Origin of the sequence: Anabaena sp. WA102 (genome assembly GCF_001277295.1) — a bacterium.
GTDB lineage: Bacteria > Cyanobacteriota > Cyanobacteriia > Cyanobacteriales > Nostocaceae > Dolichospermum > Dolichospermum heterosporum.
The window spans coordinates 4,983,425-5,000,853 of the sequence record NZ_CP011456.1; the positions used below are offsets into that span (position 1 = coordinate 4,983,425).

General features: G+C 39.5%; 13 protein-coding genes and 1 pseudogene. 6 read left to right on the forward strand and 8 right to left on the reverse strand.

Annotated features, from left to right (window positions below; all coding sequences use genetic code 11):
• Nucleotides 1-31: 31 nt before the first annotated feature.
• The 6 genes and pseudogenes from AA650_RS29520 to AA650_RS21890 all read right to left on the reverse strand — a co-directional run.
• Nucleotides 32-79: pseudogene (locus AA650_RS29520) on the reverse strand (hypothetical protein); the annotation flags it as partial.
• A gap of 127 nt (nt 80-206) precedes the next feature.
• Nucleotides 207-1,271, reverse strand: coding sequence for an MAE_28990/MAE_18760 family HEPN-like nuclease (locus tag AA650_RS21875; protein ID WP_053540642.1), 1,065 nt, complete (start codon nt 1,269-1,271; stop codon nt 207-209).
• 19 nt (nt 1,272-1,290) lie between these two features.
• The gene (locus tag AA650_RS21880; RefSeq protein WP_053540643.1) at nt 1,291-2,481 is read right to left on the reverse strand and encodes a DUF262 domain-containing protein; all 1,191 of its coding nucleotides are present in this window, start codon (nt 2,479-2,481) and stop codon (nt 1,291-1,293) included.
• Nucleotides 2,482-2,976: 495 nt separating this feature from the next.
• Nucleotides 2,977-3,345 carry a hypothetical protein gene (locus tag AA650_RS21885; protein WP_053540644.1) on the reverse strand — a complete coding sequence of 123 codons (369 nt, stop codon included), beginning with the start codon at nt 3,343-3,345 and terminating at the stop codon, nt 2,977-2,979.
• A 163-nt stretch (nt 3,346-3,508) separates the two neighbouring features.
• Complete coding sequence (locus AA650_RS29185) at nt 3,509-3,631, reverse strand: hypothetical protein (protein ID WP_257720883.1); 123 nt, start codon at nt 3,629-3,631, stop codon at nt 3,509-3,511.
• A 266-nt stretch (nt 3,632-3,897) separates the two neighbouring features.
• Complete coding sequence (locus AA650_RS21890; RefSeq protein WP_053540645.1) at nt 3,898-6,369, reverse strand: ATP-dependent Clp protease ATP-binding subunit; 2,472 nt, start codon at nt 6,367-6,369, stop codon at nt 3,898-3,900.
• Between the two features lie 571 nt (nt 6,370-6,940).
• Here AA650_RS21890 and AA650_RS21895 point away from each other — a divergent pair.
• Together AA650_RS21895 and AA650_RS21900 are read left to right on the forward strand one after the other, a co-directional pair.
• A complete protein-coding gene (locus AA650_RS21895) occupies nt 6,941-7,507 on the forward strand; it encodes a Panacea domain-containing protein (RefSeq protein ID WP_053540646.1) in 567 nt (188 codons plus the stop codon).
• Nucleotides 7,500-7,892, forward strand: coding sequence for a hypothetical protein (locus AA650_RS21900; protein ID WP_053540647.1), 393 nt, complete (start codon nt 7,500-7,502; stop codon nt 7,890-7,892). The genes AA650_RS21895 and AA650_RS21900 overlap by 8 nt, the downstream gene beginning before the upstream one ends.
• Before the next feature lie 598 nt (nt 7,893-8,490).
• Here AA650_RS21900 and AA650_RS21905 read toward each other — a convergent pair.
• Both AA650_RS21905 and AA650_RS21910 read right to left on the reverse strand, forming a co-directional pair.
• Nucleotides 8,491-9,441: a heme o synthase gene (locus AA650_RS21905; protein WP_039200418.1), complete on the reverse strand. Its 951-nt coding sequence runs from the start codon at nt 9,439-9,441 to the stop codon at nt 8,491-8,493.
• Nucleotides 9,442-9,591: 150 nt separating this feature from the next.
• A complete protein-coding gene (locus tag AA650_RS21910) occupies nt 9,592-10,560 on the reverse strand; it encodes a COX15/CtaA family protein (protein WP_053540648.1) in 969 nt (322 codons plus the stop codon).
• A gap of 493 nt (nt 10,561-11,053) precedes the next feature.
• Between AA650_RS21910 and AA650_RS21915 the strand changes: the two genes are divergently transcribed.
• The 4 genes from AA650_RS21915 (at nt 11,054) to AA650_RS21930 (ending at nt 17,412) form a co-directional block, all read left to right on the forward strand.
• A complete protein-coding gene (locus AA650_RS21915) occupies nt 11,054-11,998 on the forward strand; it encodes a cytochrome c oxidase subunit II (RefSeq protein WP_039200416.1) in 945 nt (314 codons plus the stop codon).
• 221 nt (nt 11,999-12,219) lie between these two features.
• On the forward strand, nt 12,220-13,893 hold the full coding sequence (gene ctaD / locus AA650_RS21920) for a cytochrome c oxidase subunit I (RefSeq protein ID WP_053540649.1): 1,674 nt from the start codon (nt 12,220-12,222) through the stop codon (nt 13,891-13,893).
• A 184-nt stretch (nt 13,894-14,077) separates the two neighbouring features.
• Nucleotides 14,078-14,692, forward strand: coding sequence for a cytochrome c oxidase subunit 3 (locus AA650_RS21925; RefSeq protein ID WP_039200415.1), 615 nt, complete (start codon nt 14,078-14,080; stop codon nt 14,690-14,692).
• 320 nt (nt 14,693-15,012) lie between these two features.
• A complete protein-coding gene (locus AA650_RS21930) occupies nt 15,013-17,412 on the forward strand; it encodes a hypothetical protein (RefSeq protein WP_234413241.1) in 2,400 nt (799 codons plus the stop codon).
• Nucleotides 17,413-17,429 lie beyond the last annotated feature (17 nt).

Below are 17,429 nucleotides of genomic sequence, written 5' to 3' on the forward strand. Positions count from 1 at the left end.
ATTTGTTGTCTGCATTGATTTTTATCTCCCCATAGTAAAGTGGAATACTACTACTATCTGGACTAATTCTATATTCTATAACCTTAAACTTGTGTTTTCACTGACCTTATCTCAGCGATTCCTGCGGAGCGCTTCGCTATCGCCTTCTGGTACTGAGTTCCGCACAATCGCACTTCTCTACCATAATCTAACTAAGAGCGATTTCATTATTTTTTCACTATGTAAAATGTGTGATTATCTTTTATTTTATAATCTACACTTGCAGCAATCTTTGTTTTTTCTGTAACTATAAGTTCAGGATATTCGGTATTATCTAATTGAATTGTTAAAATAGGTTTTTTATAAAACCTACCTTCTTTTGCTTGGATAATTAACATATCTCCAACTTTTATCGTATAATTTTCAAGCTCAAACGCCAATACTTTATTGCCAAAAATTTTAATTACATTTTCTACTTTCTGAAAAGTATGTCTGGATTCTTCTTTAATAACTTGTTCAAATAATGTCTGAAAAATAGCTTGACAATATTTCTCTAAAAATTGAATATAAGGTTCTAATTCAGATATGCTGAGGATATCATCTACTTCTTCTGAACCGTGAGCAATTTGGTTTCTTCTTTCAACCAAATCATTTATTTTATTATACAAAATATCCTTTTCTATTCTAGAAATAGTATTTTGGTTTAAACCAATTTCATTTTTAAGTTCTTCATTTTTTAACAATTCCTCATTCAAATCCAAATTTAACTTGTTGAATAACTCTACAATTTTGTTATGTTTTAAATTACCTGACAAAAGAACAAAAGCATCTGTATTAATTTGGTATTTGGTAGGATTGACTATACAATTATTAAGTTTCTTTAGCACTTCCTCTTTTGTAAGATGCTGATATTTGGCACTTTCCCTACTGGTAATAGTATTTATCAATTTTAAAGAAAGTTCAAAATGATTGTCTCTGATTTTTTCGTGTATTTGTGTATATTCAGGTATGACAGTCGATAGAAAATCAAGATACTCTTTAATCCATATTTCTACATATTTTTCTAGCAGTCCATATAGTGAGATAATAGATGCTTTATATTCAAATATTCGCTTATCTGTTCTAAAACTTCTATCATGCTCTTTCAGTGTATTCAGTAATTTTCTGATTTGTTCATTATCGCTTTCTAAAACAAAATAAGCAGCTACATCATTTACATATTGAATATGTTTTAAATATTCTCTGATTTGATTGACTTCTCTTTTAAAGTTTTCCAATGATTGTATATTCATAATTTCTATCAATAATTAATTAAATATAGTTCTGTAAGAAATTATGAAAATAGCTCATGCGTGCTTCCACATCTTTTTTATTATTGTATCTACCATCAAATAGCAATCTATTATTTTCTTCTTTGATGTTTAGTGATTCTTGCTCTGAATATAAATTATTTTTAATAGCATCTTTATTTATCAGTAAACTTTCCTTATAAGCAATATTGTTTGCAAACACCTGCATTATTGGATCATATATAGTTTTTAATGGCTTTGTTCTCTCACGCTCTCCTTTTGGAGGTATAAAAGCTGAATCTCCTAATATAGTATATATCAACTGAATAGTTTCGTTAAACAGGGTTTCAAGATATTTAATTGTTTCATCTGAATAATTATTTGCTTGTTTTAAGTATTCATCTAAAAATCTATCCACAGGAGATTTTAAATTATCTATATGACGATAAGCAAAGAATCGCAAAACTAATTCTACATCTTCCATTTTGCGATAAGATTCACTTTTAAGTAATTTTTCTTCTCCTTCGCTTTCTAAAGGTAGTTTCCACATTTTACGGAAATAGTCATTTTGAGCAAGTTTTATACATACTTGGTTGAATTTACCATTGTGTAAGGCATTTCTCGTTTCTTGTGGAGTTAATTTATCTCCTCCACTATTCAATCTTTCAAAAACTATATGTTTTACATATTCAGCTTCTCTTTCATTTTTAGCTGTTTCTTGTAATAAGACAATAGATGATAAATAGCGTCTATCTATTCCTCTTCTAACTTGTCCAGGCAAATTTTGATAATTTCGTCCATTAAGTTCCTGCCAATATTCTAGACCTTCTAGGTTAAATTTTCCTTTATAAAAATCATATATAGCCGTTAGTCTTTGTTCTCCATCTATTACTTCATAAGTAGAATAATCTATTTCATACAGAAATATAGGTGAAATTGGCACATTCATTATTAATGATTCTATTAAACGAGATTTCTGAGTATAATTCCATCTTTTCCTGCGCTGGTATTCAGGATTTAGGATATACCTTTTACTGTCAAGCATAGTTTCTATACTATCAATTGGATAACGAGCCTGTTCCGTTACAATTCTTATCTCTCCTTTATTATATTTTTCGTTAATTTCATCGTCGGAACGAGAGACTGGATAAATATCCAAGCTATTTTTATCAATAAATGTTTCACCTGAAATTAAGTGACTATTTGTGATCATATTTATTCTTCCTTATATTTTTACTAATTAAATCTAAAACTTGAGGATTATATGATTTTACAGTTTTCTGTGACCCAGTATATCATATCCATTCACAAATGCCTAATCAGTTAAGCATTATTCTTAATTTTTAATTAATCTTTTATCATGACTACTCTTAATTATGCTGGTAATGCCCTAACATTAAATCGGATTGTGACGCTAAAATCTTTTTTCGTTCCTCTATTGATAATTTCATAAATTCACGACGGTTGATAAACTGTTGTTTCAGTTCATCAATATTTTCAGAAAATTTGAGTTCACTATGTTCTCCTCTCGTTTCGCTGCTTCCCTTCTAGCTAATTCTTCCGGTGGTATTGTAAATTCTGGAAAAATTCTCCCTGGTTGACGACGACGCACAGATTTTGTATTACTTATAATTCACCTTACCTCATTTTTATCAATTACCAATTATTCGTGATTTTCAAGTAAACCTTTCCCATTACTAAGTTTAATTTAATCAATTCCTAAAAAATTCTTCAATGCAGTTTTATATTTATTCTTCAACTTCTTAGAAATCAATCCTCCCTGTTGAATTTGTGATACAATATCAGCAGATAAACAATCCTTGGGAATAGGACTACCAGAAGTTATACAAATAGCAAGATCATTTGCATCCATCTCACGAGCAAAATAGTAAGCTATAACAGATTCCTTGTTAATAAAACTTGGTAAACTCGGATCTGGTGCTAAAACACAAACTCCTTCAGAGTTATTTTTCTTGTCTGTTAAATTAACAAATAAATATTTATTAAGTAGTCGGACAAAATTAAATTCACTCGTTGAGAGAGGGAACAGGGAGTTGAGAGAGGGAACAGGGAACACTTCGACAAGCTCAGTGCATCGCAGGGAACAGGAAACAGAAAAATCAATTGTGTAATTAATTCTGTCCCATTACTTATCAGAAGTTTTTGCAATTGCGACATAAAAATGTTGGCCATTAGGAGGTGTATCAATTAAAAATACATCTCCTATGTTTATAGAAATACTAGACACTTAGCACCTCATCTAAATATGCTTCCCTCAGTGCTATTTGTCTAATTTCCTCAACTTCTTCCTGACTTTTATGAAAGACCACTAACAAAGCTTGAGTATTACGGGTATGAACCAAATTATGAACGTGATATAGATCTAGCCGAACGACTTTACGGAGTACCTGATCCGAGGTTAGTTGAAGATGACTAGTCCCCTACAAAAACCTCCTTCCCCTCTCCGCGCCTGGAAGTTTCTCAACGAACTGTTCGTTTCAATCTCTAAGTCCGCTACAAAAATCTCCTTCTCCTCTTTGCGCCTCTGCGCCTTTGCGTGAGAAAAAACAAAAAAAACGGTAGAGAACCGAAATCCTCTACCGTTCAATTTACAATTACAAAAACCTAACTAAGACTCAACACCTTGGGGTAATAACTCCCGTGTTTGCTGAGAACTAACTTGAACAATGCCATTTTCATCAACATCAACAAGAGCAGTATCGCCATCTTTGATGCGTCCAGACAGAATTTCTTCCGCCAAACTATCTTCCAATAAGCGCATAATTGCCCGACGTAATGGCCTTGCACCGTAGCTAGGACTGTAACCCTCAGTGATCAAGCGATCCTTGAAGCGGTCTGTGACTTCTAAGACAATGCCTTTTTCCGTCAACCTACCAAACACTTCCTTGAGCATGATTTCGGCGATTTGGGTAACTTCAACCTTGTTCAACTGACGGAAGACGATAATTTCATCTAACCGGTTCAGGAACTCAGGACGGAAGTAATTCTTCAGTTCCTCATTCACCAAAGAACGAATCCGGTTGTATTGAGATTCGTTAGCATCTTCAGCAAAATCGAAACCTATACCGCTACCACCTTTTTCAATGACCTTAGAACCGATGTTGGAAGTCAAAATCAGCAAGGTGTTCTTAAAGTCCACCGTACGACCTTTTGCGTCAGTTAAACGCCCATCTTCCAAAATTTGCAGGAGCATATTGAAGACATCGGGGTGGGCTTTTTCGATTTCATCGAATAACACCACAGTGTAAGGACGACGACGGACAGCTTCTGTTAACTGACCACCTTCGTTGTAACCGACATAACCTGGAGGTGAACCGATCAATTTACTGACGGTGTGGCGCTCCATGTATTCGGACATATCTAAGCGAATCATGGCTTCTTCCGAACCGAAGAAGTAGGAAGCCAAGGATTTCGCCAATTCAGTTTTACCTACCCCAGTTGGACCGGAGAAGACAAAACTAGCGATCGGCCGATTCGGATTTTTTAACCCGACACGAGCGCGACGGATGGCTCTGGAAACAGCCTTAACAGCGTCTTCTTGACCGATGAGGCGCTGATGTAAGGTGTCCTCCATGTGCAGCAACTTCTCGGACTCAGATTCGGTAAGTTTGTTCACCGGTACACCTGTCCAAGAAGCGACAATGTGAGCAATGTCTTCTTCTGTAACTACAGGTTCAACGCCGTCACCACTAGCACCGTTACTCTTGGTTTGAGCAATGGTGCGGATTTCGGCTTTGATTTCCATTTCCCGATCGCGCAATTCTCCCGCCCGATCAAAGTCCTGGGAACGGACTGCATCATCTTTTTCTTTTAAGATTTGCCGTAGTTCCTTGTCTAATTCCTTGGCTGCTGGGGGCAGTTGGGAGTTAATCAAGCGCACCCGTGAACCCGCTTCATCCATCAAGTCAATGGCTTTATCTGGCAAAAAGCGATCGCTAATATAACGATCAGACAATTTCGCCGCCGCTACCAATGCTTCATCGGATATCTTCAGCTTGTGGTGTGCTTCATAGCGATCGCGCAAACCATATAAAATTTCTATTGTTTCATCAACAGAAGGTTCACCCACCATTACAGGCTGGAAGCGTCTTTCCAACGCTGCATCCCGTTCAATGTGCTTGCGGTACTCATCCAAAGTAGTCGCACCGATACATTGCAACTCACCCCGCGCCAAGGCTGGCTTGAGGATATTCGCTGCATCAATCGCCCCTTCGGCTGCACCTGCACCAATTAAGGTGTGAACTTCGTCAATTACCAGGATGACATTACCCGCAGAGCGGATTTCATCCATAATTTTTTTGAGACGTTCTTCAAATTCACCGCGATATTTAGTTCCTGCTACTAGCAAACCAATATCGAGAGTGACTACACGCTTATCTTCCAAGATATCGGGGATATCCTTACTAGCGATACGTGAAGCTAAACCTTCTGCGATGGCGGTTTTACCAACACCTGGTTCACCAATCAACACGGGATTGTTTTTCGTCCGGCGACCCAAAATTTGGATAACCCGCTCAATTTCCTTGGCGCGTCCCACCACAGGATCAAGCTTGTTATCTATAGCCATTTGGGTCAGATTCGATCCAAACTCATCGAGAGTTGGGGTTTTAGTGCGACCAGAGGGGCCACCCGGCGTAACTTCCGCCGTTTCTCCCAACATCCGAATCACTTGGGTTCTCACCTTGGTCAAATCTACACCGAGGTTTTCTAGCACCCTGGCTGCGACACCTTCCCCTTCGCGGATCAGTCCCAACAGCAGATGCTCGGTACCAATGTAGTTATGCCCCAATTGGCGTGCTTCTTCCAAGGATAGTTCTAAAACCCGTTTTGCTCGTGGCGTAAACGGAATTTCCACGGCGACAAAGCCTGAACCCCGTCCTATGATTTTTTCAACTTCAATGCGAGCATCTTTGAGATTAACTCCCATTGATTTCAGCACCTTGGCGGCTACTCCTGTGCCTTCGCCAATCAGACCCAAGAGGATCTGCTCAGTTCCGACAAAGTTGTGACCTAAACGGCGGGCCTCTTCTTGGGCCAGCATGATTACCTTAATGGCTTTTTCTGTGAAGCGTTCAAACATGGCATTTTTCCCATCACCTGCGTCGTGCCGGTATGCTGATTTTAGCACAGGCTAAAATTTTGGATATCTATATCAACAATAGTAGATATCCAATTACGATGACACAGGTTGATCGGTTAATGAGTAGCTATTAATTACTTTTCCTGGGGTTTGTGTACTGAGGAGAGTGATATTACCAGCATTTTGGGGACTAAATCCAAACAATAGACTATTGATGTTGCGATTTTTGTTAGTAGTCCCAAATAAACCTAGATATCATAAAGTGTGTGGCAATGTCAAATTAATTGACTTAATGATAAGTTTTTTATATAGATAAAAGTTTTAATAGAATATATTTTGATATAAAATCAGGACAAAAAATCTATTTTATCTTCATAAATGTGGTTAATAGTAGAGCTAATTTTTTCAAGTTTTGTTGTAAATTGTCAAAGCGGTAGTTATATCAAAAATTATTTGTGAGAATTATGTAACATACACGGAATTTATGTAAAATGGATAAGCTCTAATACTGTTTATTTATTTCCAGACAAATAGTACAATAATACTATTGTAGTGGACTCTGGTGGAACTTATGTCTATACGTTTTAAATTCAATCCAGAGAAAGCAGTTGAAACGGCTGCTCTATTCTTGAAACTTCGCGGGAACAGGAATTCCATGAAGTATTTAGGACTTGTCAAGTTATTATACACAGCAGATCGTATTGCCTTTGAACGTTTAAATCAACCCATTACTGGTGATTCTTATGTAGCCATGAAATTTGGTCCAGTTTTGAGTAATGTTTATGACTTGATCAAAGGTAAAGACGATAACAATATATGGTTTGAGTACATCTCAACTAATTTTAGTAATTACGAAGTTCAACTTAAAGCTGATCCAGGTATTAACCATCTTTCTAGAGTAGAGCTAAGAATTATTCAAGAGGTTTATGAGGCTGTTGGACATCTTAACCGTTTTGAATTAGCAGAGAAAACACACCAGGAATTCCCCGAATGGAAAACTCCTTTGCCAGCAGCAAAATCCGCCCCTATCTACATTGAAGAAATCCTTAGACAACTAGGTAAAAACGATGACGAAATTCGAGGTATCGGCGAAGAAGCAGAAAAAGAAGCCTTCTTGGATGCTTTATTAAATGCCTAACAATAACGTAAATCTTGGAGACACATTCCTTTTGGATACACCAAAAGGATTTCACTTATTTGTAGCCATAGTACCGCTAACAATCACTAAATATCTGTTTGTAAATACAACCAAGCAGCTACCAAATTCGGATTTGTCTTGTATTATAAAACCTGGTATGGGTTCTCCTCCCTTCATAACTCAAGATTCGGTAATATACTATCGTCAACCACTCGAGATAGAATCAGCAAAAATTTTCAAATTGATTGCCAGCGGTGAATGTACTTCCAAAGGGAAATTTTCTCCAAATATACTTTACAAAATACAGTTAGGCGCAACCATTTCTGATGAGATTCCTATTGGGTATCAAAATATAGTGATAGATTATTTAAATTTAACAAGCTAGTATTCAGCTAGTCAGCTAATGTTCGGTTTAGAGAACCCCACTTCTACAGGCAAAATTTTGTTAAAGTGAGGTTAAATGTCCCTTTTCAAGCACCCGCTGACTGCTGCATACTCATAGCCCTTTTAGACGTTAATCAACGATATGATGTTGCCAATCTCATAATCAAGATCAGCAAATTTTTGTTTATAACCTGCCAATATTCTTCTTAATTCTTCAGGAATATCATCATCTTCATTCTTGAGAATATAACCGTATTTAATGGCAGTGAGAACATTGACGATATAGATCAGATTAGTGAATTCTAAGACATTAGGAGCGATCGCTGGATCATCCTCACTACCAAAACTAAGTAGTGAGACAGAATTAATTACACAATGTCATTGCGTTAGCGCAGCGTGGCGTTAGCCATATGGAACGAAGTGAAATGAAGCAATTCCAAGGGTTGTGATTGCTTCCCTTCGCTCGCAATGACTGTAAATATTTTTGTCCAATTACTTACCACCGCGTAATGCCAAAGAATTATCGTCAATACCCTTAATTAATAGATCCCCGACTTCTTCGAGAAGTCGGGGATCTGGTATCTATGTCCTGAGCATGACTACAAGCGCATTTGATGAAGGACTGTACTCACTAAATGATGAGTAATGGGTAAACTATCTACCACCATTGCCAAACACAACAGCATCATGTAGGAAATGGAATACAAAAATAACTCGCGGGCGATGGTTTTATCTTGGGGATTTTGCAACAACCGCCAAGATTTATGGACAAATACTCCCCCTAAAGTCAAGGCAATAACAGCATAGACAATGCCACTGGCGTGTAAGGGATAAAACAGTAAAATAGTCGCTGTGACAGTAATTACCGTATAAAACCAAATTTGCCTGACGGTTGCTTCATCGCCTACGACTACAGGTAACATGGGGATGCCTACCTTGGCGTAATCATCACGAATCATGAGCGCCAAAGCCCAGAAATGTGGAGGAGTCCACAAAAAGACAATGGCAAAAATTAGCCAAGCTGCCCAGCTTAAAGTATCTGTTACTGCTGCCCAACCGACTAGAGCGGGAATTGCCCCTGCTGCACCACCAATGACGATATTTTGGGTGCTATGACGTTTGAGCCAGTGAGTATAGACTAAAACATAAAAGATGATGCCAGAGAAGGCTAAAAATGCTGCTAGAAGATTGGCGCATACCGTGAGGAGGGTAAAAGAAAGTACAGCTAGGGCGATCGCAAAAATTAAAGCATCCCGGGGTTGTATCTTCCCAGACGGCATAGGACGGTGGCGCGTGCGTTCCATATCATAATCTATATCTCGGTCATAGATACAGTTAATAGTTTGGGCGCTGGCTGCTGCTAAAGTCCCACCAATCATCGTGATAATTAACAACCAGGGATCTACCTCACCTTTGGCGGCTATCCACATACTCCCAGCAGTAGTAATTAACAGCAGGGGAATAATCCGGGGTTTGGTTAGCTGGTAGTAACTTTGAACGACTTGGAGAAATGTGTCGTGTTGACGACGAGAGACATTAGTCTCAATCATGTTGGGTCTTTTTCCTTATTTTTCAAGAACTGGTCAGCAAACCGCTGGCTGTGAGGACAGAGAAATGAGATTTTATGGATTTACGCCATGAGTTACAGCAGGAGTCACCGAGTCACGAGTAAAACTGGTTTTGAATTTAGATTCTGTACCTTATTGATCTGGAATCTGCTGTAAGTTTGGTGACTGAGGAAGTAAACCATCCCGTAATGATAAAACTGTAAATACTACCAAAGTCCCCAGTAAAGTCGCACCGATAGCTTGGTGAGAAACAGTGAGAGGTTCAACTTGTAAATGTAGGCGGAAGGTAGCCACACCTAAGAGGAGTTGTAAAATCAACAAACCACCAGCCATATTTGCCAGTTTTCGCAAAGTCGGGTGCAGTGCCGGTGTCCGCCAAGAAATGAAAACAACTGCTAAAGTAGCGATAGTTGGCGGTACTAAGCCAAAAATATGGCTGTACATGACATCACAAAGTTGATAGCGAGGCGCTGCTGCAAGCAGTTCTCCTGCCAAACATTGGTGTAAAGCCCAACGCGAACCTACTATTGCACCCAGTAAACTTTGCAAGTAGACACAAACAGCAGCAGTTAAACCCACCCAGGGCAACTTTCCTACTGTTCCCGTGCCTTGATAGGGGATCAAACTTGTACCGATAATTAACAAAGTGGTGAAAAATAGTAGTGCTGTTCCTAAATGGGCGGTAACGATATCAAACCGCAATAATTCAGTTACAGTCAGTCCTCCCAAAATCCCCTGGAAGACGATTAAAAACAGGGCAAATGTGGATGCCCAAGGTAGCCACTTGGGTAAATGTTGACGATGCCACCAGGATAAACCACAAAGGGCGATCGCACTAAAGCCAATTAAAGCTGCATCTAGACGATGAAACCACTCCAAAAACACTTGGAGATTCATTTGTTTAGCTGGAACTAATTCCCCATAGCACAAAGGCCAGTCAGGGCAAGCAAGTCCAGCATTCATGACGCGGGTAGCACTGCCTATAGCCATCAAAATCAAGGTGGCTACGCATATTTTCCACACCAAGCGACGAATCATCTCCTGGGGCTGTTGTGCTACTATTGCCGCTTTATTTTGTTGTTCTAGGACAAATTCGTTCATTAACAATACCTTCGGACCGCTTGTGCTGGAAATTGAGAATTTTCTATTTTGATTTAGTGCCAACTTATATTCACCCTAACGTATAGGTCAGAATATGGAAATCAGCCTTCCCCTATACTTTGGATCACTTTAGCTAGTTTTCGCTGTAAGATTTCGTGCTGTTTTGCAGATGGAAATAATTAACCAATGGGAATTAATGGAAATTTCTGAAAATTTTTGCCTAATTGTCATCTAACCTGGGCAAGACAACTTATCTCCCTTGTACTCAAAATTGTGTTATTAATCGAAAAAATTAATAAAGATTTCAGACCAGCGGACACTATATCTCATTCCCTGCACTACCTTAGTAAGTAGAGTTACTTTAAAAAGTGAAGTAACTTACAGATAAAAATGCCTTTACCATTTTTTGCTTTGTTGGGTTGCGCTGTCGCTTAACCCAACCTACGAATCGAAGGTATTGAGATAAAATAGTCAATTAATCACCAAATCAGCCGTGAAAATTCCAAATGCAATCTGGACATTACTCATTGGCATTGTCCTCACACTTGCCAGTCTCTGGTACGGTCAAAATCACGGTCTGTTACCTGTAGCGGCCTCCGACGAAGCCCCTTTGGTAGATGGTCTATTCAACACCATGATGACTGTTTCTACAGGCATATTTTTGATTGTTGAAGGTGTTTTAATTTACGCTGTTATTAGATATCGTCGTCGGGCTGGAGACAATGAAGATGGACCAGCCATTGAAGGTAATGTACCTCTAGAGATACTGTGGACAGCGATCCCCGCAATTATCGTTGTCGGTATTTCTCTCTACAGTTTTGATGTGTATAACAACATGGGTGGCTTTGATCCCCATTCGGCTCATGCTGCCCCGATGATGGAAGATGCCATGAATATGCCGGGAACGGCAATGGCTGCGACTGTACAAGTATCACAGTTAAAGACAAATTCTGATGAAGTTAAAAACCCGCCAGAATTGACCATTAACGTCACTGGACTCCAATATGCTTGGTTATTCAACTATCCAGACACGGACGTAACAACGGGTGAACTGCATTTACCCATTGGCAAAACTGTGGAAATCAACATGACAGCTAACGATGTCATCCACGCTTTTTGGATTCCTGAATTTCGGGTGAAACAAGATGCTATTCCTGGTAGACAAACCCATTTGCGATTTACACCCAGAAAAGCGGGCGATTATGACCTAATTTGTGCTGAATTGTGTGGTCCATATCACGGGGTGATGAAAAGCCAAGTAGTTGTGGAGACACAGGAAGCTTTTGATAGTTGGATGCAAGAACAGCTAATTGCTGGTAAAGATATCCCTAATCAAGCGGTAGCTGTGAATTCTATGTCCATGACTGCCGATGAATTTCTCTCTCCTTACATCAAGGATATGGGCATTCACTCAGAAATTCTGCATCAAATTAAGTAGTTTGGGAATTGTAAGAGTTGCAGGGTTTACAAAATCAAGTCCCGGTTAATAAACAAAGTCCCCGCGAATAGAATATGGCTTCGCCACGCTCCGCGAACGCGGCTACACAAACAAAGTCCACCTGCGTGGACTAATAAAAATCAAGTTCATTTAACCCACGAAGGTGGGTTTCGCCTGTATAGACGGGGTTTTGAACCGCTCGGTTAACTCTTTTTTAAAATATGACACAAGCACAGTTAGAAGAAATTGCTAATGTCCCTAACCATGCTGAAGAACATGGGGAAAGGCATTGGCGAGACTTTTTCGGTTTTAGTACAGACCATAAGGTGATTGGGATTCAATATCTGGTAACATCGTTTGTTTTTTACTGCATTGGCGGCGTAATGGCTGATTTGGTGCGGACAGAATTACGGACTCCAGAAGTGGATTTTGTCACGCCTGAAGTCTACAACAGCCTGTTTACACTCCACGCCACAATCATGATTTTCTTGTGGATTGTACCAACAGGAGCAGGATTTGCTAACTATTTGATCCCATTGATGATTGGGGCGAGAGATATGGCATTTCCGCGCCTGAATGCGGTAGCTTTTTGGATGGTTCCCCCAGCAGGTGTATTACTGGTTGCTAGTTTGGCTGTAGGTGATGCCCCGGATGCTGGTTGGACTTCTTACCCACCTCTGAGTTTGGTAACAGGCCAGGTGGGTGAGGGGATTTGGATTATGAGTGTGTTGCTATTGGGAACTTCTTCGATTTTGGGGGCGATTAATTTTCTCGTCACCCTTTGGAAGATGCGTGTTCCTAGTATGGGCATCTTTCAAATGCCGTTGTTTTGTTGGGCGATGATTGCAACTTCGGCTTTGGTGTTGGTATCTACACCAGTATTAGCTGCGGCTTTGATTTTGCTGGGTTTTGATTTGCTGGCAGGAACAACGTTTTTTAACCCGACTGGTGGGGGAGATCCTGTTGTTTACCAGCATATGTTCTGGTTCTATTCTCATCCGGCAGTTTACATTATGATTTTGCCTTTCTTTGGGGCAATTTCGGAAATTCTGCCAATTCATGCCCGTAAACCGATTTTTGGCTATAAAGCGATCGCTTTTTCATCCCTAGCTATCAGCTTCTTAGGCTTAATCGTCTGGGCGCATCATATGTTTACCAGTGGTGTCCCCGGTTGGTTGCGGATGTTTTTCATGATCACTACCATGATCATCGCTGTCCCCACTGGTATTAAAATTTTCGGTTGGTTAGCTACTATTTGGGGTGGTAAAATCCGCCTCAACAGTCCCATGTTGTTTGCTATCGGCTTTTTAGCAACTTTTGTGATTGGTGGCATTAGCGGGGTAATGTTGGCAGCAGTTCCTTTTGATATTCACGTTCACGATACTTACTTTGTGGTGGCACATCTCCACTATGTTTTGTTTGGTGGGAGTGTGTTAGGGATTTTTGCGGCTATTTACCACTGGTTTCCAAAAATGACGGGACGGAAACTGAACGAATTTTGGGGTCAGGTGCATTTTGCCCTCACCATGATTGGTTTAAATATGACTTTCTTACCCATGCACAAACTGGGATTAATGGGTATGAACCGCCGCATTGCGGAATATGATCCTAAGTTCACGACTTTGAATGAAATCTGTACCTACGGATCTTATATATTGGCGGTTTCGACGTTACCATTTATCATCAATGCGGTTTGGTGTTGGTTCTATGGGGAAAAAGCGGGCAATAATCCTTGGCAAGCGCTGACTTTGGAATGGATGACTTCTTCTCCTCCTAGTATTGAGAATTTTGAAACTCTCCCGGTTTTGACTACTGGTCCCTACGATTATGGGGTGAGTGAGGAACGGGTGGAAACTGAACCTGTGTTAACTCCCCAAACTGAATCAGCACTTTAAGGGATTGACATAACCCGCCCTGAACTGAAGTTCCGGGCTAATAACTAAAGTCCGTTAAAACGGACTAGAAATTTCTTTTAGTCGTCTTTAGACGACTTTCGCTATTAGACTCAGAATTCATTCTGAGGCGGGCTAGATGAAAATGAAATAGCCCTGCCTTGAACCCATTACCAATTACCAATTTATGCAAGGTCAAATTATTGACACGGCGACAACTGAACTAGATCACCATGCGGTGATTTCTCATCATGAAGCACATCCAGATCATCGTTTGACTGGTCTATTTATGTTTTTGGTGGCTGAGGGGATGATTTTTATGGGTTTGTTTGGTGCATACCTTGTTTTTCGTTCTACTATTCCTGTCTGGCCACCGGCAGGAACCCCAGATTTAGAACTATTGTTACCGACTGTGAATACTTCTATTTTGATAGCTAGTAGTTTTGTGATGCACAATGCTGATACGGCTATTAAAAAGAATGATACGAAGGGAATGCGGCTTTGGTTGGCAATTACCGCAGCTATGGGGGCGATTTTTTTGGCGGGTCAGGTTTATGAATATACTCATTTGGAGTTTGGTCTGACTACCAATTTATTCGCTAGTACGTTTTATGTTTTGACTGGCTTTCACGGCTTGCACGTTACCATCGGTGTTTTAGCGATTTTAGCAGTTTTGTGGCGATCGCGTACTCCCGGACACTACAGCAATGAAAACCGCTTCGGCATTGAAGCAGCGGAAATTTACTGGCACTTTGTAGACGTAATTTGGATTATTTTGTTCGGATTACTCTATTTACTCTAGGTATTTATTACTTAGTTGTTCACTCCACTCGAATAACCTACAATCCCCCCCAAGGGGGTTTTTTTGTTTGTATTGGTTATTATTTATGGTATAAGTCAGTAGGTTGGGTTAAGCGACAGCGCAACCCAACATTATCAAAATTATCAAATATTTTGTTGGGTTTATTTGCGTCAACCTAACCTACAATATAAACGAACCACAGAGGCACAGAGGACACGGAGCGAAGAAATATTGATTACAAGGCTTAAAATAGTTGCTTTATTTACGCCATGATGTACTAGTACACTGGCGAAATTGCACTAAGTTTGTCAAAATTTATCATGGATGATTTTGAACAACATCAAATTACCAGTGCTAGTAATCGTCAGATGATCAATAAACCCCGCAAACGCATACCAAAAGCTGCTGGACTGAATCAGCCTCCTCAAGGTGTAACGAAGAAGAATGTTAAAAAACTACCCAAACGTTATCAACGGCGTAGTTGGTTATCGTCTACGTTGGTGCTGGGTCTGTTGTTAAGCAGTGCTGGTGTAATTATTGGTGTTGGTTGGATGAGTGTGCTATTTATTTTAAATCCTGCCCAGGTTATCTGGGTGAATGATTTTTTACCAAAATGGGCAAAAATATCTACAGGTAAACGAGAACTACCGGAAACAGTTACAGCTATTGAACTCGGTTTAAGTCAAAAACAACTTCTATCTGGCGAAATCATGCCTTTAGATGGTAAATCAGAGGAATCTTTTTTATTACCAATTTTCCAAAAACGCAAGCATTGTCAGTCTAATTGTCAAGAATTGGTAGAACTGAGGATCTATAAACTTTCTCAGGATTTGGAATATAAATTTCAGTCAAAAAAATACTACTATTTAATTACTAAATTACCTGTTATTGGTCTATCGAAAGGTTTTATAGAATCCTCTTCAGGTGTGGTTATTTCTGAATCAGACAATCAAGAAACAAAAATACATTTACCTCTAACTAAGGTGAAAGCTTTTACAGATCCTCACCTGTTTCCAGGATTTTGGTTTTATTTGCGGGGTGAATACGAAAATAACGATAATAATATTATCTATGGTCAAGTTGTCTATTACAATCCTACTCTCAAAAGCTTACAAAAAATGTTATCTTGGAAAACCCGCAATGGGCAGTTACCTAAATGGCAAGAGATAACGGGTAATGATTCAAAAGATTTAATTATTGATCAAACGGTAAATATAGAACCAAATTTGCAAGTTTATCAAGTTAAACCGAGTCAGTTAGTGGCTAATTCTATTTATCTGGAAGCAATTAATTTCCAAAAACCTGCCGTTAATGAATTTGCTTTTCAACAGTCTCTGTTATTAGCCAGAAATGGACTTTGGACTCCTGCTTTTACATGGTTGAAATCTTTAGAAAAACAGCGTAAACAGCCTTTTTCAGCAGCAGCACGGGCGCAAATAGATGTCATCCGCTTACATTCGGAATTTACAAGAATGCAGGCTGAGAAAAATTGGGCAAGTCCTCACCAACAAGTTACAGCAGATATTATTGATGGTCGTTGGGAAAAGGCTTTGCAGGTATTGGAAAATTCACCTGATAATGGTCAAGAAATTACTAATTTATTACAAACTGATAAGGGGAGAATTTGGAATCGGGCTGCGGTAGCGTTGCGACTTAATCCTAATCGTCGCGCGGTTTTAGCTTGGGTAGCGTTAATTTTTAAGGTGCAACGGGGGGAAGAAAGAGCTAATGCTTGGTTGCAAGCACAACCAAATATTAATGCGGAAACACTTAACTATATTCAAGGTATTTTAACTCAACTTGATGATGATAAAATCAATGCCTATAAAAGTCGAATTATTGGCACTGTAAAACAAGTTAGTCGCATTAATCAGGGGGATTGGTTGCCAATATCTCTGCAAACTGATTTGAAAATTACTAATAATCAAGTTTGGTATCAGGTGGAAGTTAGTGCCTTTCATGATGGTATGAGTTGGTTAAGTTATCCGTTTGCTAATTTTGACCAACTGCAAAATCAACCTCGAAGATTTTGGCGCAAACTTCTGGGGATTAGTTCTGACCCCAGTATGCAGGTTATTGTCTGGAAACCTAATGGGGAACAGGAGGTTACTACGACGACTATTCAGGCTGTACAAGTGAGGGGACAGAGTTTACGGTTGTTAATGTTGGGTTCTGCCTTGCCTGAACGCAAGGTTAATTCTTTCCAGCCTCGACCTTTAGCTCTGACTGTGGATGCGTTAACATGGTTAGAACCGTCTCCGGTAACTGTCAAGGACTTATATCAACAACAACCTAAGTTAGTGGAGTCCATGCTGCCAGTTCTATGGCGAAAATTACAACAGTCGGGTGATTTAACTGCTGGTGTGATTCCTGATTTTCAGGAAATGCGCGAAAAAATGGCTGATTGGCCAGTTCAATTGGCTGATTTGACGAATGATCAACATCAGGAGATTGTGCTAACTATTTCTGATGCTGCTATAGCCTCTTTAAATCAGTTCGATGGTAATACTTCAAAACCGACAGATAATCAAAAACGTCCCCGGACTCTCATCTTTTCGGCAGATAGTAATGTCATTTATAGTGATTTTGCCCGTGCAAACCAGCAAACGCTAATTGCGATCGCTCAACTTACCGATGATCAATCTCTAGCGTTACTGGTAGAAAATAGGCAAGGATATAGTTTGGAACGTTGGTCACAAACTAATCAGCGATTTGAATAGTTATCACAGATCCTAAT